The sequence below is a fragment of the Flavobacterium sasangense DSM 21067 genome (genome assembly GCF_000686885.1).
GTDB classification, from domain to species: Bacteria; Bacteroidota; Bacteroidia; order Flavobacteriales; family Flavobacteriaceae; genus Flavobacterium; species Flavobacterium sasangense.
Genome location: NZ_JMLU01000027.1, coordinates 22,935 through 41,642 on the forward strand (window position 1 = coordinate 22,935; position 18,708 = coordinate 41,642).

At 32.2% G+C, this 18,708-nt stretch carries 14 protein-coding genes, 4 tRNA genes and 1 pseudogene; 16 read left to right on the plus strand and 3 right to left on the minus strand.

The genetic code is table 11. From position 1 onward, the window contains the following. The first annotated feature begins 67 nt into the window (after positions 1–67). The 7 genes from BP92_RS16790 (at position 68) to BP92_RS0111420 (ending at position 8,627) form a co-directional block, all read left to right on the plus strand. Positions 68–502, plus strand: coding sequence for a hypothetical protein (locus BP92_RS16790; protein ID WP_051604461.1), 435 nt, complete (start codon positions 68–70; stop codon positions 500–502). 33 nt (positions 503–535) lie between these two features. Next, entirely contained in the window at positions 536–5,593 is a 5,058-nt protein-coding gene (locus tag BP92_RS0111395; RefSeq protein WP_211252198.1) for a DUF5724 domain-containing protein, read from the plus strand. Between the two features lie 761 nt (positions 5,594–6,354). Next, positions 6,355–6,429, plus strand: a tRNA-Asn gene (locus BP92_RS0111400). A gap of 2 nt (positions 6,430–6,431) precedes the next feature. Next, positions 6,432–6,505, plus strand: a tRNA-Arg gene (locus tag BP92_RS0111405). 128 nt (positions 6,506–6,633) lie between these two features. Continuing rightward, positions 6,634–6,702, plus strand: a tRNA-Ser gene (locus tag BP92_RS0111410). A gap of 418 nt (positions 6,703–7,120) precedes the next feature. Further along, positions 7,121–7,187 (plus strand) — tRNA-OTHER (locus tag BP92_RS17055). Positions 7,188–7,529: 342 nt separating this feature from the next. Beyond that, positions 7,530–8,627 (plus strand): slipin family protein, encoded by a 1,098-nt coding sequence (locus tag BP92_RS0111420; RefSeq protein ID WP_026726180.1) that lies wholly within the window; start codon positions 7,530–7,532, stop codon positions 8,625–8,627. Positions 8,628–8,790: 163 nt separating this feature from the next. On the opposite strand, the gene BP92_RS0111430 is transcribed toward BP92_RS0111420, so the two are convergent. Continuing rightward, complete coding sequence (locus BP92_RS0111430) at positions 8,791–9,714, minus strand: LysR family transcriptional regulator (protein WP_026726181.1); 924 nt, start codon at positions 9,712–9,714, stop codon at positions 8,791–8,793. Positions 9,715–9,798: 84 nt separating this feature from the next. Here BP92_RS0111430 and BP92_RS0111435 point away from each other — a divergent pair, with 84 nt between their 5' ends. The 6 genes from BP92_RS0111435 to BP92_RS0111460 all read left to right on the plus strand — a co-directional run bounded on the left by BP92_RS0111435 (position 9,799) and on the right by BP92_RS0111460 (position 15,284). Continuing rightward, entirely contained in the window at positions 9,799–11,229 is a 1,431-nt protein-coding gene (locus BP92_RS0111435; RefSeq protein WP_026726182.1) for an NADP-dependent isocitrate dehydrogenase, read from the plus strand. A 192-nt stretch (positions 11,230–11,421) separates the two neighbouring features. After that, the gene (locus BP92_RS0111440) at positions 11,422–11,691 is read left to right on the plus strand and encodes a hypothetical protein (protein WP_051604462.1); all 270 of its coding nucleotides are present in this window, start codon (positions 11,422–11,424) and stop codon (positions 11,689–11,691) included. Further along, on the plus strand, positions 11,681–12,535 hold the full coding sequence (locus BP92_RS0111445) for a DUF6671 family protein (protein WP_026726184.1): 855 nt from the start codon (positions 11,681–11,683) through the stop codon (positions 12,533–12,535). Before BP92_RS0111440 ends, BP92_RS0111445 begins: the two co-directional genes overlap by 11 nt. A 5-nt stretch (positions 12,536–12,540) precedes the next feature. Beyond that, positions 12,541–13,494 (plus strand): L-threonylcarbamoyladenylate synthase, encoded by a 954-nt coding sequence (locus BP92_RS0111450; RefSeq protein WP_026726185.1) that lies wholly within the window; start codon positions 12,541–12,543, stop codon positions 13,492–13,494. 22 nt (positions 13,495–13,516) lie between these two features. Then, complete coding sequence (locus tag BP92_RS0111455; protein WP_026726186.1) at positions 13,517–14,479, plus strand: sodium-dependent bicarbonate transport family permease; 963 nt, start codon at positions 13,517–13,519, stop codon at positions 14,477–14,479. 115 nt (positions 14,480–14,594) lie between these two features. Further along, complete coding sequence (locus BP92_RS0111460; RefSeq protein WP_026726187.1) at positions 14,595–15,284, plus strand: Bax inhibitor-1/YccA family protein; 690 nt, start codon at positions 14,595–14,597, stop codon at positions 15,282–15,284. Positions 15,285–15,342: 58 nt separating this feature from the next. On the opposite strand, the gene BP92_RS0111465 is transcribed toward BP92_RS0111460, so the two are convergent. Then, positions 15,343–16,065 (minus strand): sterol desaturase family protein, encoded by a 723-nt coding sequence (locus BP92_RS0111465; RefSeq protein WP_035693363.1) that lies wholly within the window; start codon positions 16,063–16,065, stop codon positions 15,343–15,345. 67 nt (positions 16,066–16,132) lie between these two features. Further along, positions 16,133–16,708: a Crp/Fnr family transcriptional regulator gene (locus tag BP92_RS0111470; RefSeq protein ID WP_026726189.1), complete on the minus strand. Its 576-nt coding sequence runs from the start codon at positions 16,706–16,708 to the stop codon at positions 16,133–16,135. A 59-nt stretch (positions 16,709–16,767) separates the two neighbouring features. Here BP92_RS0111470 and BP92_RS16210 point away from each other — a divergent pair, with 59 nt between their 5' ends. The 3 genes and pseudogenes from BP92_RS16210 to BP92_RS16215 all read left to right on the plus strand — a co-directional run. Then, positions 16,768–17,385, plus strand: a complete 618-nt coding sequence (locus BP92_RS16210) for a matrixin family metalloprotease (protein WP_051604463.1) — start codon at positions 16,768–16,770, stop codon at positions 17,383–17,385. A 374-nt stretch (positions 17,386–17,759) separates the two neighbouring features. Next, complete coding sequence (locus BP92_RS0111480) at positions 17,760–18,239, plus strand: T9SS type A sorting domain-containing protein (protein WP_026726190.1); 480 nt, start codon at positions 17,760–17,762, stop codon at positions 18,237–18,239. Positions 18,240–18,250: 11 nt separating this feature from the next. Then, positions 18,251–18,708 (plus strand): annotated as a pseudogene (locus tag BP92_RS16215) (hypothetical protein); the annotation flags it as partial.

The following is an 18,708-nucleotide window of genomic DNA, read 5'->3' on the forward strand; positions in this document are numbered from 1 at the left end:
TGACAATACAAACAGTTGCTAAAAAAAACATATCTTGTTGAACCAATAAAAACTTAGTGTATCGAATATGAACCTCACTATTTCAGTCAAACAATTAGGAAAAAAACATCCGATACTTCAGGATAATGTTATAGTTTTAGCTACTACATCCACAGTAGTCACAGTAACACAATTATTAGAATTGGTTGTTGCGCAACAAGTAGATCAATTTTCAAAATCGTCTTTTGAAGTTGATGATGAAGACAAAACCCATTTACCAAACGATCATTATTTACCTATTCTTTTAGATTCGGGAAAAATGAGTTTTGGTGCTATTTACAATCACAATCTTCCTGATTTAAAAAAGGCACAAGAAACAGCCATTCAAGCATTTGAAGATGGAATGTTTGCCATTTTTTATGGTGATGATGCTTTGGAAACATTAAAACAAACAATAGATTTAGAAGAAAACAAAACACTAACTTTTATTCGATTAACTTTTTTAGCAGGAAGTTATTGGTAAATCGAATGGAACAAAGCTCAAAATATTATGTCATTGGAAAACATTTTAGCCGCAAAAAAAATTAAAAATCCTGTAAAGGAATTTAAGAAGGAATTAAAAGAAATTGTTGAAGGAAATATACTAACGAAGTTATTTTCTAAATCTAAGCTCAAAAAAGAGGTAGCAGAATTAGGTTTGGCGCTATTAAAATTAGATCATAGTTATTCAGGAACTTATGTTTACTTGGGTTCTGAAAAGCTGAATTTTTTTAGTAAACATTTAAGTCAAAATGTTTGGGACAATAAAAACTATTATGAGCTTTTGGTTTATTTTTATGGTGCTGAGCAAGCTCCATATGTTAAACTTGCTTGGAGTAAATTACCTTATCAAATGTACCAAACAGGTTATGATAGGAGATCCTTTAGAGCGCCAAATAATCATCGAGAGCTTTTGGTAAGTCAGGTAAATTTACTTCGTTCATTAATTGAAGCGCCACATATTTATAATTATGCAGAATCTACTTATTACAATTTAACGCTTTTAGAACAAGTACGTTATGATAATGATGTAACCAATAATACCAACCAATTTAAAATATGGTCTGCTGCTTTGGATGCTGGTAATTCCCAAGTTTACCAATTAATGGAGGACATTATTTTTAATAAAGATGCTGTTGGTAAGGTATCAAGAGGAATTATCAAAGCCTTGTTGAACAGTGACAAAAAAGAATGTTGGGAATTAGTAGAAAAGTTACTCCTTGCTGCTCAACGTCAAGAAGGATTACGCCAAACCATTTTAGAATCTTTAGATGAAACTAGTATTGGTGCTTTAACTCATATGATTGATGTTTTGGTTACTAATAAACTTACTCGATTTTCATCTGTTGTTCGTGCAATTGATACTTGGACAGGTTTAGGTTGGGAATCAGAAAAAGAAACCACAGTACGTAATATTATCCAATTGGCTAATGGTTATTTAACAAATCCAGAAACAATAGCCATTGCTATACAGAGTAAAAACAATACTGAAGTTTATATGGCACTTTGGGCACAAGGTGTTTTAGATATTGAAAAAACAGTTCCGTATTTAAAAGATTTAATGGAAAACGGATCTATAGAAAAGAAATGTTTGGCGCTAAAGTTTGCTGGTGAAACAAATGATCCTTATATCGAAATGCCATTGTATTATAAAGCTTTAGAAGCTGATAATCTTCAAGTTTTAGCATTTGCTCAACATAGAATGGAAGCCTTATTAGATGCTAATTCAAAATCTAAATTTTTTATTGATAATTTAGATTATCCCAACTTTTTCAATAAAGTATACGAATTAACCCAAAAAATAAATGAAAAAGAAAAAACTTTTGAAGGAAAAGTATTTTCTTGGTTAACAGTTAAGTTTCAAAAAGATGTTTTGTATTCTTGTGCTATCCATTTAATGGGATCTAATAAAACACACTTCAATCTTATTTTGAAAGATTTTGAAAACTTGTCTTTACCTATTAGAGAAAAACTAACAAGAGAAGTTTTAGGTGATTTTTATTGTTATTCCTACTACTATATAAATGAAAATAAAGCTCAAAAATTACCAACAACAGAACAACGAGATTTTGCACTTCGCATTTTAAAAGATAGAGGAGAAGCCATTGTAGCTTCTGCACTTTGTACTTTGAAAAAAGTAGCTTTAAGTTCTGTCGAATTAGATTTTTTTCAACAATTATTTAAAAGGAAGAATTCTACTCTAAAGAAGCATCTCATTTCAATTTTATTGCAACAAAAAGAATCTGTAATAGAAGATTTTATTTATAGTTTAATTGAAAATGGAGATTTAGAACAACGTTTATCAGCTTTAGATATCATATTACAGTTTCAAAAAAATAATAAGTTAACTTCAAAAATTAAATCATGGGTTACCTTATATGCAGAACGTCCAAAATTATCTGAGAAAGAAAGTAAGTTTTTAGATCAAATTTCGCCTTCGAGTGCTAAAGAACAACTGTCTGAAGCAAACGGTTATGGTTTTTATGATCCTACTTGTATTTCTCCCTATTCATTACCTAAACTTGAAGCCAATTCCATTTATTTACAACTCACTAAAAACGAATCTTATGGCTTTTCTCAACCACTTTCTAAAATTAAAAAGGAGATTGAACGATTAACTCAGTTATATAAATCAAATGTAAATTATGAGTATGTTACTGAAAATTGGAATGGAAGCAAAGAAACTGTTCTTTTAGGTAACGACTTTTCTCCATTTAATCGTAAAACTGATGCTATGACGGCAGAACAGCGATTTAAAAATTATCCTCTACACGATGTATGGCAGGAATGGATGGAAACTTCTGGATTAACAGGTAGCGATTTATTTCTTTTAACTTTTACTACTGAATGTGATAAAAAGGAATTTAGAGCTGTTCTTAAGCCTTTTGTGTTCTACTATAAAGATTTTATTGTAAACCCTAACAAAGATGGTTATTATTGGAACAATCCTATCGTCAATATATTAGAGTGTTTACGTTTTAAATTTCCATTTGAAGAAGAAAACGCTTTTATTATTGATGCTTGTTCCTATTTGTATTCGAATTTACCTAAATCGATACTAAACTATAAATTTGTTCCTAAAAAAGGAGATTACTATTATAATCGTGAAGGAAATGGTTGGCAATCAGAAGGCGATTTTGATGTGTACTTAAAAGCTATCAATGATTATGATGCACTTACTACAGCCGAGAAAGCAAAAATGTGGCAGTTGTATCGTTGGAGACAATTTTCGGGGTTAAAAGAGAATGAGAAATATAGTATGCCACCTTTGCATTTATATTGCGAAGCCTATGAGCAAAATTTAATCACACAAAGTGAAATTTATGAGGCTATTGTAAACACAGAAAATCTAAGATTAATAACTGACAAGAAAAATAGACGTGTTCATTATACGAATTGTAATACAGAAGATTTGTTAAAAAAATATGAGTTTTTACAGCCCATGATAGATCATGTTCGTGATGTATGTTTAGATATTGAATTAAAACGAGGTGATTCCAGTACTGCTGTGACTCAATTTGTAACAAGTTTTCAAAGAATTTATGGTATTAACCGTTTTGTTGATTTGTTGCAAGGATTAGGTAAAAATAATTTACATAAAGGATATATCTATTATTGGAGTAACGAAGATTTATCAAAATACAGATTGTTTAGTTCTTTGATTAAATCCTGTTTTCCTAAAGATACAGAAACTTATGCAGATTTTGAAGTTGCAATAAAAGATAAAAAATTTACAGAAGAGCGTTTAATACAAGCTGCAATCTATGCTCCACAATGGCAGAAATTTATTAGTCAGTATTTAGATTGGAAAGGATTAGATGAAGGAATTTGGTGGCTGCACGCACATACTAAGACTCCAAGTTATAGTGAAGTAAATTCTGAATTAGAGAGTGAAATCGCAAAATACTCAGCTGTTGATATTCAAGATTTTAAAGATGGAGCGGTTGATAAAGATTGGTTTATGTCAGCCTATAAAAAGCTTGGTAAAGTTAAATGGGAACTTTTATATGACGCAGCAAAATATGTTTCAGAAGGAAATGGTCATAGAAGAGCAAGATTATATGCGGATGCTTTAACGGGTGATTTAAAAATTAGAGAAGTTACTGCTAAAGTAAAAGAAAAAAGAGATCAGGATTATTTGCGAGTATATGGTTTAGTTCCGTTAAGTAAAACAAATCCTGAAAAAGATGTTTTAAATAGATATGAATATTTACAACAGTTCAAGAAAGAAAGTAAAGAGTTTGGTTCTATGAAGCAAACAAGTGAAGCTTTAGCTGTTGTAGTTGCTTTGGAAAATTTAGCAAGAAATGCTGGCTATCCTGATCCCGTAAGATTAACATGGGCTATGGAGACCAAGCAAGTTCAGAGTATTTTGTCAAAAGATACACAATTCACCATTGAAGATACAACTATCGGTCTTACCATAGATAAAGAAGGAAAAGCTGATGTAGTGGCTTTGAAAGATGGTAAAGAATTAAAAGCTATTCCGGCAAAATTTAAGAAGAATCCTGATGTTTTAGAATTGAATAAACACAGAAAAGTATTACGCGAACAGTGGACTCGTTCTAAAAAAGGTTTAGAAGAAGCAATGATACGTGGTGATGTATTTTCATACTCTGAAATTATTAATTTATTAGAGCATCCAGTAATTGTAAAGCATTTAGAAAAATTGGTTTTTATTTCTAATGAGGAAATGCTTGGATTTTTTATAGATGGAAAATTGACTTCGGCCAGAGGAGAAGTATTTGCAGTTAATGAAGATACAACTTTCCGAATAGCTCATTGTTATGATTTACATAAGAATAATGTATGGCCTGATTTTCAAAGCTATTGTTTTGATAACAAATTAAAACAACCTTTCAAACAAATTTTTAGAGAACTATATGTTCCAACACCAGACGAATTGAAGGAGAAATCAATTTCTCGTCGATATGCTGGTCATCAAGTACATCCAAAGCAAACTTTAGCATTATTAAAAACTAGAGGTTGGAAAGTTGATTATGAAGAAGGGCTTCAAAAAGTATTTCATAAAGAAGGATATCAGGTCAAATTATATGCTATGGCTGATTGGTTTTCACCGGCAGATGTTGAAAGCCCAACTCTCGAAACAATTGAGTTTCACTCTTTAAAAGATTATAAAAACATTCCTTTTGAAGCTGTTAACCCAAGGCTGTTTTCTGAAGTAATGCGAGACATTGATTTAGTTGTAAGTGTGGCTCATGTTGGTGGAGTAGACCCAGAAGCAAGTCATTCATCAATTGAAATGAGAAGTGTATTATTGCGAGAAACTTTACGATTATTCAAAGTGAAAAATGTTGAAATTATTGAAAATCACGCATTAATAGAAGGTACAATTGCTAAATATAGCGTTCACTTAGGTAGTGCTATTGTGCATCAAGTTCCAGGTAAGTATTTATCAATTTTACCAGTCCAATCTCAGCATAGAGGTAGATTATTTTTACCATTTGCAGATGATGATCCTAAATCAGCAGAAGTAATGTCTAAAGTTTTAATGTTAGCAAAAGACAATGAAATTCAAGACCCAACAGTACTGAGTCAAATTGATAGAAAATAAATAAAAATGTAGTTTTTTAAAAAAATCCCTACATTTGCCCTCGAAATGAAAACACAAAAGCAACATAATAGTCTAAATCTATATCGCTCTTCGATAGATTTTCCTATGGAGAATAATGGACGTTGTATGTGTTTTTATGAAGAATAGTTATTGTTTTTAGTAAAATTTCACCAAAATATACGAAACGTCCTTTGCAAAAAGGGCGTTTTTTTTGTTTAAAAAATGATTGAAAGTAGAGTTTTAGATGCTGAATCGAGTTCAGCATGACAGAAATAGAAAAAAAAGTAAAAAAATGTTTCATGATTAAACGAAATAGTAAAAAATAAGGGTAAATGCGTAACCAAATGAGAGACAGTCATTTGTAAAATCTGAAGTATCTGTTGGAAAACGGACAGGATTTGTAATGCCTAAATTTAATCATAACTACCTGAAAGTCAATAAAATAATTTTAAAAAAGATTTGGAAGTTACTTTTTTTTGACTTTATCTTTGCCACAGAAAATTAGAAGTAAGAATTTAGAATTCAAAAATCAGAATTGATTTAAAAAAACAAATAATAATGAGAACACGATATAACATTCAAAAACTAAATATTACAACAATGATAGATTGTTTTAATCCTTCACGTAATGTAGCTCCGAAATTTGATTTCGGATATAAGAATAAACAGGTGCAAACTAGTAGGCATTTGGAATAGTAGTATTCCATTGTTATGATATGAAGCACCTTTTACGAGGTGCTTTTTTTATGTCCAAAAATATTGATTCTGTAGCTCAAGGGTAGAGCAGTGAGCTGTTAACTCAAAGGTTGTAAGTTCGAATCTTACCAGAATCGCCACTGATTTTGTAGCTCAATTGGAAAGAGTATTTGCCTACGAAGCAAAGGGTTGAAGGTTCGAGTCCTTCCAAAATCACATGAGTTCTTTAGAAAGGAACAAGGCTTATTGGGGTTACTGGCTAACCTTCCCGACTGTCTCTCGGGAGAAACGGGTTCGATCCCCGTATAAGCCGCAATTAACTGATCTTTTGATTAGTTACATCAGGGAAGATAACGATTGGTTGTTTACCTGCTTTGGATGCAGGAGGTTACAGGTTCGAGTCCTGTTTCCCAGACAAAATGGAAGTACGCCAAAGTAGGAGAGTTGGGGCGGTCTGTAAAACCGTTGTCTTATGACTGAGTAGGTTCGAATCCTACTACTTCCACAAGTTATTTTTACTACGCAGAATAATTGCGTAGTAGGTTTTGAATCTTTGTTCAGCAATAAAGAAATCGTTCTTTGAATTTGAAAATAATAGATTCTCGTCTTTCTTGTCTTTCTCGACTTCGCTCGAAATGACAGTCGTTAGGAGGATTGAGAAATAAAATATCAAGCAAGTCTTGTTGGGTGTTTCGGTATAGCACTATTGCAGTATTCGTTTCGCAGTTGCGGATGATGTTGTACTGTTCAACTTGGCTTGGAGGTTTTGGTGGTTTTCCAAAAAATCATCTCACTCTATGGGTCACGGGTTCGATTCCCGTACATGCTTCTGGTATGTTAGTTCAGTCTGGTTAGAACAATAGATTAATTCTCGTAGGTTCGAATCCTACACACATTTTAGGTATGTGTTTGACAGTGGCGTCACTTACAGACTCAAAATCTGTTTGACAGAGTAGCATAGCTCTTTAAAAGAATGTACCATAAGAAAATCTTTGGACTTGGTCAGTTTTGGCTCGACTTGTTCGTAAAGAAACACTTAGGAAAAGACCTGAAAAAGGCTTCGTATTCCTAACCGTTCTTTTGCTTTTGTATTTGCTTGTTGTTCGCTACGGCTAACTTTAAAATAGAATAGAAACCCATTAGAATGCTTTTGATTACTAACTTTTTTCCGTTTTGGACTTTGGACGAAGAACTGAAGGTTTTCTTTTTAATTGAATGTTTAATGATAACTATATAAATTATGATCAACAGAATTACAATTCAAGCATACCAAGTAGGTTTGGTATTTGAAAAAGGAAAATTAATTAACGTATTAGAAGCCGGTTCTTATTGGATTTTAGGCAATAAAAAAGTTTATTTATATGAAATGAAGCAATCGTTTGTAGCGCCAATAGAATTAACGATTTTATTGCAAAATGAAAAGTTAGCTTCTCTTTTAGAAGTAATCGAAATTACCGATAACGAAATCGCTTTATACTATGTAAATGGCATGTTTAAAGAGGTATTAACTACTGGTAGATATGCGTTTTGGAAAGGTTATTTAGACAATACATTTACAAAAATTGATTTGTCTAAAGTTGAAATTACAGAAGCGGTTCCAGTGGCTTTGTTAGAAAACATCAAAGTGCGTGCCTACACCAGAAAATATCAAGTATTGAACTTTGAGAAAGGTTTGTTGTTTGTAAATGGTGCTTTTGTAAAAGAATTGGCCGCTGGAAATTACTATTTCTGGAACAACGCCATTCCAATTGAAGTTAAAAACGTAGATATTCGTCAGCAACAAATGGAAATTGCAGGTCAAGAATTATTGACAAAAGATAAAGCAACCTTGCGTATTAACTTCTTTGTTCGTTACCAAGTAATTGACGCGGTTAAAGCTTTGGTAAACAACAAAGAATATGACAAACAGTTGTATGTGTTGATGCAATTGGCTTTACGCGCTTTAGTTGGTAGCTACACATTAGATGAGTTGTTGAACAAAAAAGACACAATTTCAAAAGAAATTTTGGAAAACATGTTGGATAAAATCAATGCCTTAGGTTTAAGTGTTGCTGATGCTGGAATTAGAGATGTTATTTTGCCTGGTGATATGAAAGAAATCATGAATCAGGTATTGGTAGCGGAGAAAAAAGCACAAGCCAACAGTATTATGAGACGGGAAGAAACAGCTGCGATGCGTAGCATGTTGAATACCGCTAAATTAATGGAAGAAAACGAAATGTTGTGGAAATTAAAAGAGATGGAATACGTAGAAAAAATCGCAGATCGAATTGGTGAAATCACCATTTCAGGAAGTGGTAACGTAATCAGTCAATTGAAAGACATTTTCGTTAAATAATCAAAACCTCGGAATTTATTTTTCGAGGTTTTTAAAAACTAAGAAAAATGAAAGAAGATAATAATAACGATATGATAATGACTTTGATAAAAGTCGCTATCATGTTTGTAAAAATCGCAATGGTGTTGAGCCAATTGGATTGAAAATAACTAAAAAAAAGAAGCTACATCGTCTCGTACCAACTAAACTTGGAATGAATAATTGCTTCTTTTTCTTTTTTTAAATAATCTAAATAGGCTAGGGCGGCTGGGTTGTGGTTTTTACCTTTTACCCAAATCAAACTCCAGTCGGTTTTAATAGGTAATCCTTTTAACGGAATGATTTGTAAGTCCTTGTTTTGTATTTCTTTACGAATCCCAATTAAAGGCATAATTGAATATCCTAGACCTGCTAAAATTGCTTGCTTAACTGCTTCATTTGAGGTTAATTCCATTCGTTTACTAATCTTAAAATCTTGTTGCACGATGAAACGTTCCATGGTTTGGCGTGTTCCAGAACCGTTTTCTCTAAACAATAACGGACGATTTTGTAGTATATCTTCAATTTTATTTTTCTTGGCAAAATCTTCTTCCATATTCCCAACTAAAAACAACTTGTTTTGCATCAAATCAATTTTTTCTACTTTCATTTTTTCGGGAAGAATCGAAACCAAAGCAAAATCTACTTCATTATTTTGCAAACTTTTTACCACTTTATTTTTATTGGTTACATCCATTTCTAATTCCACTCCTGGATGCATTTTTAAAAAATCAGCTAAGAAGTAAGGCATTACATATTTTCCCGTAGACACAACCGAAATTTTTATTTTACCAAAAAGCTGTCCTTTATAAGCTAACGTTTTATAATCGATAGTATTGACTTGTTGCAATATTTGTTCGGCTGCTTCGGCTATTTCTTTACCAAAATCGGTTACATAAATCTTTCTTCCCACGACTTCTGTTAGTGGAATTTCAAATTGATCTTGAAAATTTTTTAATTGAATAGAAACCGCAGGTTGGGTCAAATGCAACTCTTCGGAAGCCTTAGTAACACTTTGATTTTGTACTACTTTCAAGAATATACGTAACTGGTTTAAGGTGTAATTCATAAAAATATTTTATATAATGTATAGCAAATATAAATAAAAATATATGAATTAAAGTGCAGAGATTTGCATAAAAATAATCAAAACATGAGAAAAGTTACGATTGCTAAAGGAGACGGAATTGGTCCAGAAATCATGGAAGCGGTTCTAAAGATTATTAAAAAATCAAATGCTCCCATTGATTTTGAAGAAATTGAAATTGGAGAAAAAGTGTATTTGGGTGGGAATACTTCAGGAATTTCAGATGCTTCATGGGATGTCATCCGAAAAAACAAAGTATTGCTAAAAGCACCGATTACAACTCCTCAAGGTGGAGGATACAAAAGTTTAAATGTTACGATGCGAAAAGCATTAGGATTGTTTGCTAACATTCGACCTTGTGTCTCGTTTCATCCTTTTGTAGCTACTAATTTTCCAAATCTAGATGTGGTAATTGTTCGTGAAAATGAAGAAGATTTGTATGCTGGAATTGAACACCAACAAACAGATGAAGTAGTACAATGCTTAAAATTGATAAGTCGTCCAGGTTGCGAAAAAATCATTCGTTATGCCTTTGAATATGCACAAAACTATGGTCGTAAAAAAGTGACTTGTTTCAGTAAAGACAACATCATGAAGCAAACCGATGGTTTATTCCACCAAGTTTTCAAGGAAATTGCTATGGAATATCCTAACATAGAAGCGAATCACATGATTGTCGACATCGGAACGGCTTATTTAGCAGATCATCCAGAGAAATTTGACGTGATTGTAACTTCAAATTTATACGGTGATATCATATCGGATGTCGCGGCACAAATTGCAGGTTCGGTTGGATTAGCGGGTTCGGTAAACATTGGAAATGAGTGTTCTATGTTTGAAGCGATTCATGGTTCGGCTCCAGATATTGCGGGACAAAATATTGCCAATCCATCAGGATTATTACAAGCAGCAATTGCAATGTTATATCACTTAGGTTATACCACTGAAGCTACTAAAATTCAAAATGCTTGGTTAAAAACCTTAGAAGACGGAATTCATACAGCAGATATTTATAACGATAAATTGAGTAAGCAATTGGTAGGAACTTCTGAATTTGCTGATGCTGTAATTGCTAATTTCGATAAAGTACCAAGTATTTTAAAAGCGGTAACGCCACCTAAAAATTCAGTTATTCAATTACCAGAATACAAAAGAAAAGAAGCTTCTCAAAAAGAATTATTAGGCGTGGATTTATTTGTACACTGGAGTGGATTGGATGCTAACATTTTAGCTGAAAAACTTCAAGCCCTGACTACCGAAAAAATGGATTTAGTCATGATTTCTAATCGAGGAGTCAAAGTTTGGCCTAATGGCTTTTCGGAAACGTTTTGTACCGATCATTGGAGATGCCGTTTTCAGTCGAATCAACCGCTTGAAAAGAATGTAATTGTAACACTGCTGGGTAAGGCAATTGATTTAGGTATTGATGTAATTAAAACTGAAAATCTATATCAATTCAATGGAGTGAAAGCGTATTCCATGGGACAAGGTCAATAAAAAATGCAATGAAAAAGAAAATATTACAATTCGCACTGATTTTGTGTGTAATGCTCATTACTTATTTAGTTCTTAAAATAATAACGACCACTGATGTTATTTACAGAGAGCTATTTGCAGGATTATCGATTTTAGTTTTATTAACCACATTACGTTTAATTAACAATTTATCAGAAACTAAGTATGGAAACCATGAAGAAAATTAATTTGATGAATGGCGAGTTTAACTCGATTGAAGCACGCGAAATCTTACTAGATATGTGCAACAAAAATATCAATTTCAATAAGGTACAAAATTTTAGCTCTCAGATTCGTTTTGGAGAAGATGATGAAAAAGCATTAAATCGAATTAATCAATTAAAAGAAAGTGTAAGTAGTATTACTGAAATTTTAGAAGAAGCGAAAGCTCACAATAAAAAACTGAAAATTAAATCGTTCATAGAAATCGAGTATGAAGACTAAACCTGATTTTTTTTCGGGCCGTCGTTTGCTCATTGTTACGAAACATGAAAAGGAAGCAGTCCTAGCTCCTTTACTTGAAGAAGCTCTTGGCGTAACTTGTTTTGTAGCAAAAGACTTTGATACGGATAGTTTAGGCACTTTTTCAGGAGAAATTGCTCGAAAAGATGATGCTTTAACAACGCTCAGAAAAAAATGTTGGAAAGGTATGAAATCAGAAGGTTTTGATTTTGCAGTAGCCACTGAAGGTTCGTTTGGGAATCATCCCACTGTGTTTTTTGCACCTGCTAATGACGAATTAATCATGCTGGTAGATAAAAAACATAATCTCGAAATTGTAGAACGCGTCTTAAGTATGGAAACCAATTTTGATAGTTCGGAACTTCATACTCGAGATGAGTTAAAAGCTTTTTTAGACAAAGTACAATTTCCTTCGCATGGTGTTATTTTGAAAAATGCTGCTGAAAATTGGACTAAAATTTATAAAAATATTACCGATTATGATTCGGTTGAAACCAAATTTGATGAAATAATTGCTTCAAATAGTTCGTGTTTCATAGAAACGGACATGCGTGCTATGTATAATCCAACCCGAATGAAGGTTATAAATGAAGTTTGTTTTAAGTTAATCAACAAATTACATTCGGTTTGTCCCGAATGTTTATTTCCCGGCTTTGGCGTGGTTGGAGCTGAAGCCGGTTTGTTATGTAGCAGTTGTTCAATGCCAACACGCTCCACATCGGCTCATATATATAAATGCCAACATTGTAATTACGAATCTAAAGTTTTGTATCCGAATGGAAAGAAAACTGAAGATCCAATGTATTGCGATTTTTGTAACCCATAAAAGAAATGATAAGTACAGATATTAATTTAGCAGTTCAGCATCTTAATGAAAATGGAATCATAGGTTTTCCAACCGAAACCGTTTACGGATTGGCAGGAAATGCTTTTGAAACCGAAGCCATTCATAAAATATTTGACGTAAAAAAGCGTCCTACTTTTAATCCCTTAATCGTTCACATTAAAGGAATTGAAGATTTGGAACAGGTTGCGCAAGAAATTCCGCCAATGGCTTATGAATTGGCAAATGCTTTTTGGCCTGGACCCTTGACTTTAATTTTAAAAAAGCAACCTCACATTCCAGATTTAGTCACAGCAAATCAAGATACAGTTGCGGTTCGTGTTCCGAATCATCCTGTGGCTTTAGAGCTTTTAAAACATTTAGATTTTCCTTTGGTCGCTCCAAGTGCTAATCCTTTTACTAGTATAAGTCCAACAAGCGCTGAACATGTTGAAAATTACTTTGGAAATCAAATCAATGTGGTTTTGGATGGAGGCGAATGTTCGGCTGGAATCGAATCTACGATTGTTGGATTTGACAATAATAGAGTAGTGGTATATCGCTTGGGCGCATTAGCCTTGGAAGAAATCGAAAAAGTTTCAGGAAGTGTTATCTTATTAAACAAGAAAGAAAAGCAACCAATTGCACCCGGAATGTTACTTAAGCATTATTCTCCAAAAACTGATTTTATACTTACAAGAAATGTTCATCAAGAGTTAGAATGGTATTCAGAAAAGAAAGTAGGATTATTACTTTTTAATTCTTTTTTACCAGAATTTAATATCAATAATCAAATCGTTCTGTCAGAGGAAAGCGATTTAAAACTTGCAGCCTCGAAATTATACCATGCGATGCATCAATTAGATAAAATGAATTTGGATGTAATCATTGCCGAACGTTTGCCTGAATATGGTTTAGGCGTTTCAATGAATGATAGATTAGAACGAGCTTCAAAAAAATAACACCACAATTAAAAATTAAAAAATGGATTTAAATTTATTATTAGAAAACCTGACGAACCCTGCTTTACTTTACTTTATTTTAGGAATTATTGCTGTGTATTTGAAAAGCGATTTAGAAATACCCAATAACTCTTCAAAATTTATTTCGCTGTATTTACTTTTTGCAATTGGATTTAAAGGCGGACAAGAATTATCGCATGAAACCATAAATAGTGAAGTTATTTGGTCGATGTTGTTTGGAATTTCTATAGCTATAATAATTCCACTTTATACTTTCTTTATCTTAAAACGTAAATTGAATGTATATGATGCGGGAGCTATTGCAGCTGCTTATGGTTCCATTAGCGCGGTAACATTTGTAACTGCAGTTTCGTATTTAGAATCACATCAATTGTCACTTCATGGCTATATGGTTGCTATTATGGCGCTTATGGAATCGCCTGCGATAATTATTGGTTTGGTTTTAATTTCGCTTTTCAATAAAGAAAAAACACAAAAAATTAATAAACTAGAAATTTTAGGGCATTCTTTCACCAATGGTAGTGTTCTTTTGATATTAGGTAGTTTAGTTATCGGATTTTTAGCCAATGCAAAACAGGCACAAGGAATTCAACCTTTTACAAATGATTTATTCAAAGGATTTTTAGCAATCTTTTTATTAGACATGGGAATTACAAGTGGAAAGAAATTAAAATCGTTTTTTGAACATGGCTGGTTTCCATTTGCATTTGCTTTACTGATTCCATTAGTAAACGGTAGTGTTTTTGCTTGGTTAAGTGGTTTTGTTACTGACGATATTTCAAATCGATTTATCTTTTCTATACTTGCGGCAAGTGCATCTTATATTGCTGTTCCTGCTGCAATGAAAATAACAGTTCCGAAAGCTAATCCGGGGTTATTTTTGCCAATGGCATTAGCGATAACGTTTCCTGTAAATATTACTATTGGAATGCCGATATACTTTTACATTGTGCAACATTTTTAAATTTTAATTGAATTGATTTTGATACATTTAGATAAAATTGAAGTTATAAAGTGAATGTAGGATTTTTTTTATTCGTACGAAAATTGTAAATTCGATAAACTTTAAACTAAATTTTATGAACTCAGAAAACAATGTAGTGGTTTCTTATGCAACTGATGCAGATAGAGCTACCTTTTTTAAGAAGACGTATAGTCATGTTGCCTACGCAATTTTAGCTTTTATGCTAGTAGAATCAATTTTATTACGAATTGTTCCAATGGAATGGATTTTAATGATGATGGGTGGAAAATTTGTATGGTTGTTTATTTTAGGATTATTTTGGTTGGGTTCTACCTTATCAGACCGATTGGTTTTTCATCCAGATAGAGACAAACAATATTTAGGCTTAGGTTTATATGTTTTACTTGAAGCCATTATTTTCTTACCCATGATTGCTATGGCAGTTTTGTATTCTGGTAGCGAAATGATTATGCAAGCTGCTTTAATTACGTTGTTTATGTTCTCTGGATTAACCGCAGTAGTTTTTATGACAAAAACTGATTTCTCATTTTTAAGAACAGCAATCACTATTGGTGGTTTTGTAGCTTTAGGAGTTATAGTTGTTGGAGCTATTTTCGGATTTAATTTAGGATTATGGTTTTCTGTTGGGATGGTTGCGTTAGCTTCTGCTAGTATTTTATACCAAACTAGTCAAATTAAAGACCAATTCAGTACCGATCAATACGTGGGAGCTTCATTACAATTGTTTGCTTCGATTATGTTATTGTTCTGGTATGTTTTAAGAATTTTAATGAGTAGAAAATAATTGATTTTCAATTTATATTTAAAAACCCTGAAATTTAGTATTTCAGGGTTTTGTTTTTCTATTCTTTATGAACATCTTTAAATTGCAACATTTCAAATAATCGTTGTTCTTTTTCATTATCAAATCCGCAAGTAGATTTGAATTCTTTCGGATTTTCGTAAGTTCCGAAAAGCATATCCCACCAAACGATATCGCCATAATTATTTGTGTGCTTATCATATTCATGGTGAATTCTGTGCATTTCTGGTCGTTGGAAAATATAACCAACCCATTGCGGTGTTTTTACATTGGTATGATAAAAGAATTCACCCAAAGCCGTAAAAAGCGTATAAACAGCTCCCGCTTCAACATCTAATCCTAAAGTTGTAAAAACTAAAAGGCTTCCGATAATTGAATTCACAGTCATTTCTAACGGATGTTTATAAAACGAAGTAATAACTTCTAATCGTTGTGGACTATGATGAATTTGATGAAAATGCGTCCATAAAAAGTCGATTTTGTGTCTCCATCGATGCCACCAATAAAAGATAAATGTTGCAATAAAATAGGCGATAAGTCCACCCAAAAATGGGTTTACATGATTTGAAAGATGAAACAAGGAATATTGAGAAAGCCAAATTTCCCATGTATAACCAGCTAATGTCACAACGCCTAATTGAATAAAGTTAACTGCTAAAACTCTAATTGTCCACGTAGGAACATCTGGTAATTTCCAACCTGGAATTAATCGCTCTAATAAAAAGCAACCTCCAAAAACGATAAAGATGATGGTAAGTGTCATAGTAATTCTTTAATTGATTTCTAAACCAAAATTACTATCGACTAAAGTTACAATTGATGCACCTAAGTTAATAAATGCGTTTTCGAATACGACTCAACGATTGTGGTTTTACACCAACATAGGAAGCAATTAAATATTGAGGAATTCGTTGGGTCAAATCCTTGTAATGTTCCAAAAAATAGCGGTAACGATCTTCTGGATTATAACGGTGAACGGTTAACAATTGATTTACCATAATAATAAATCGATGCTCAATGATTATTCTACCTAATAAATTAGCATTTTTAGAAACTTTATAAAGTTCTTGTAACTTATCATAATCAATAACTAAAAACTCACAATCCTCTAAAGCTTGAATGTTTTGAATAGAGGGCTCTTTAGAAATAAAACTTCCATAATCGGCAACAAATTCGCCTTCTTTGGTAAATTCTAAAGTGGCTTCTTCATCATTTCTAAAAACGTAATATCGAACTAATCCTTTACTCAAAAAACCTAGTTTAGTACACACTTCGGTAGCTTGTAAAAAATGTTCATTCTTTTTCAATTTATAAGGTTTGAAAGCATCTAAAAACAATTGTTCTTCATGGGCTTCCAAATTGGTAATCTGTTTTAATGTTTGTAAAAGAATATCGGAACTTTTCATAAAGTCATTTTATTAAATTGAAAAATACTTTTTCAGTTATTTTCTCGTTTCATAAAAGTATGAAAAAGATTATAATTATTCTTGCGATTCTGTTTTTTAGTTGCCAATCCAACGAAACCCAAAAGTTAACCGTTGGGATTCAACCTTATGGCATATTTCCGGAAGATAAAACGGATACTATAGCTAAAACAATTGCTGATTTCTATCAGATAAAGACCGTAATACTTCCCTCAAAAGAATTGTATAAAGAAGCTTTTACAGAAGTTAAATCGCCAAGATATCGAGCGGATAAAATGATTAATCTTCAAAAGAAGAATAAAGCAGACTCATTAGATTTTATATTGGGATTGACTTACAAAGATATTTCGATCACTAAAAAAGACCAATGGGGAAAAATAAAAACCCCAACCTACAAATACGCCGATTGGGGAATTATGGGTTTGGCGTATTGTCCGGGAAATAGTTGTATTGTTTCTACTTTTCGTATTCAACATCCCAATTCAAAAATCCATTTTACTCGTTTTAAAAAAGTAGCCGTTCATGAATTTGGACATAATTTGGGATTACCTCATTGTCCTGATAAAACTTGCGTTATGACTGATGCTGTAGAAAGTGTAAAGACTATTGATAACGCTAAATTAGCGTTGTGTGAAAAATGTAACGACATCTTAAATTAAGACTAAAACTTAAATAGTTTTTAGGAATTATATTTCTTTTATTGCTTTATTAATTCATATAAAAATTTAAGTTTTTTTGTTTGAATTAATGATTTTAAGCCGAATCTTTATCATTTTTCATTTTTTTAATTGGATTTTTTCTCGATTTTATATTCTTATACCGTCTTTTTTAATCCACTTATTCTTTAAAGGATACCACTTAAACTAGTCGACTACACAACTATTAAGTTGGCCTATTAATCTGCTCTTTCTCTATAGTTTTTGGATAATTTTAACAAATAATATTTAAGAGTTTAAATACACTTTTTGCCTACACATTTCAAGCTTTAAGAAACTCAAATTAAAAAAATTAAAAACCTCAAAAACAAATCAATATGAAGAAATTGTTACTCATTGGAGCGTGTTTGGCTATAACGCAAATATATGCTCAAGAATCGGTTGTGTCATCGGGAGGAAATTCCTCTGGAAGTAACGGCAATGTAAGTTATTCTATAGGACAGTTATTTTACAAAACAGTTAATGGAGCTACTGCTAATTTATCGTCGGGTGTAGAGCAACCATTTGAAATTCAAATCGTTTTAGGTCAGGATAATTTTAATGTCAATTTAGAATTACTAGTGTATCCAAATCCTACTACAGATATTATCTACCTAAAAATAAACGAATCTACTTTTGAATCAATACAATACCAACTCTTTGATATTAATGGAAGATTAGTAGAGAATAACAAGATTTCAGAGAACTCAACTATTATTCAAATGGGAAAATATCCTGATGCTATCTATTTGCTAAAAGTAATAGAGAATAATAAAGAAATCAAAACTTTTAAAATTATAAAAAGACAAACCAATTAAATTAATAAATTATGAGAAAAATATACTATTTAGCACTGCTGTTATTTGTATGCATTTCAGCATCTTCACAAAGTCAGAATAATATGAGTTACCAAGCGGTAATTCGAAATTCTTCAAATAATTTGATTACCAACCAAGCTGTTGGAATGAGAATTAGTATTTTACAGGGTTCTGCATTTGGAACGGAAGTATACGTAGAGACACAAAATCCTACCTCTAACATAAACGGATTAGTTACTTTAGAGATTGGTAATGGAACACCAACGCTAGGAACATATAATGGTATAAATTGGGCTAATGGTCCATATTTTGTTAAAACTGAAACAGATCCTACAGGTGGTAATTCATATACAGTTGTTGGTGTTTCTCAATTAATGAGTGTTCCTTATGCGTTATATGCATTAAATTCAGGAAGTTCAATAGCAGGTCCAATGGGTCCACAAGGTCCAGCAGGAATTAATGGATTAGA

Bases quoted from the DNA above. Each gene is read 5' to 3' on its own strand.
- BP92_RS16790 (WP_051604461.1), top strand. From the start codon at position 68: ATGAACCTCACTATTTCAGTCAAACAATTAGGAAAAAAACATCCGATA.
- BP92_RS0111420 (WP_026726180.1), top strand. From the start codon at position 7,530: ATGATCAACAGAATTACAATTCAAGCATACCAAGTAGGTTTGGTATTT.
- BP92_RS0111430 (WP_026726181.1), bottom strand. From the start codon at position 9,714: ATGAATTACACCTTAAACCAGTTACGTATATTCTTGAAAGTAGTACAA.
- BP92_RS0111435 (WP_026726182.1), top strand. From the start codon at position 9,799: ATGAGAAAAGTTACGATTGCTAAAGGAGACGGAATTGGTCCAGAAATC.
- BP92_RS0111440 (WP_051604462.1), top strand. From the start codon at position 11,422: ATGAAGAAAATTAATTTGATGAATGGCGAGTTTAACTCGATTGAAGCA.
- BP92_RS0111445 (WP_026726184.1), top strand. From the start codon at position 11,681: ATGAAGACTAAACCTGATTTTTTTTCGGGCCGTCGTTTGCTCATTGTT.
- BP92_RS0111450 (WP_026726185.1), top strand. From the start codon at position 12,541: ATGATAAGTACAGATATTAATTTAGCAGTTCAGCATCTTAATGAAAAT.
- BP92_RS0111455 (WP_026726186.1), top strand. From the start codon at position 13,517: ATGGATTTAAATTTATTATTAGAAAACCTGACGAACCCTGCTTTACTT.
- BP92_RS0111460 (WP_026726187.1), top strand. From the start codon at position 14,595: ATGAACTCAGAAAACAATGTAGTGGTTTCTTATGCAACTGATGCAGAT.
- BP92_RS0111465 (WP_035693363.1), bottom strand. From the start codon at position 16,065: ATGACACTTACCATCATCTTTATCGTTTTTGGAGGTTGCTTTTTATTA.
- BP92_RS0111470 (WP_026726189.1), bottom strand. From the start codon at position 16,708: ATGAAAAGTTCCGATATTCTTTTACAAACATTAAAACAGATTACCAAT.
- BP92_RS16210 (WP_051604463.1), top strand. From the start codon at position 16,768: ATGAAAAAGATTATAATTATTCTTGCGATTCTGTTTTTTAGTTGCCAA.
- BP92_RS0111480 (WP_026726190.1), top strand. From the start codon at position 17,760: ATGAAGAAATTGTTACTCATTGGAGCGTGTTTGGCTATAACGCAAATA.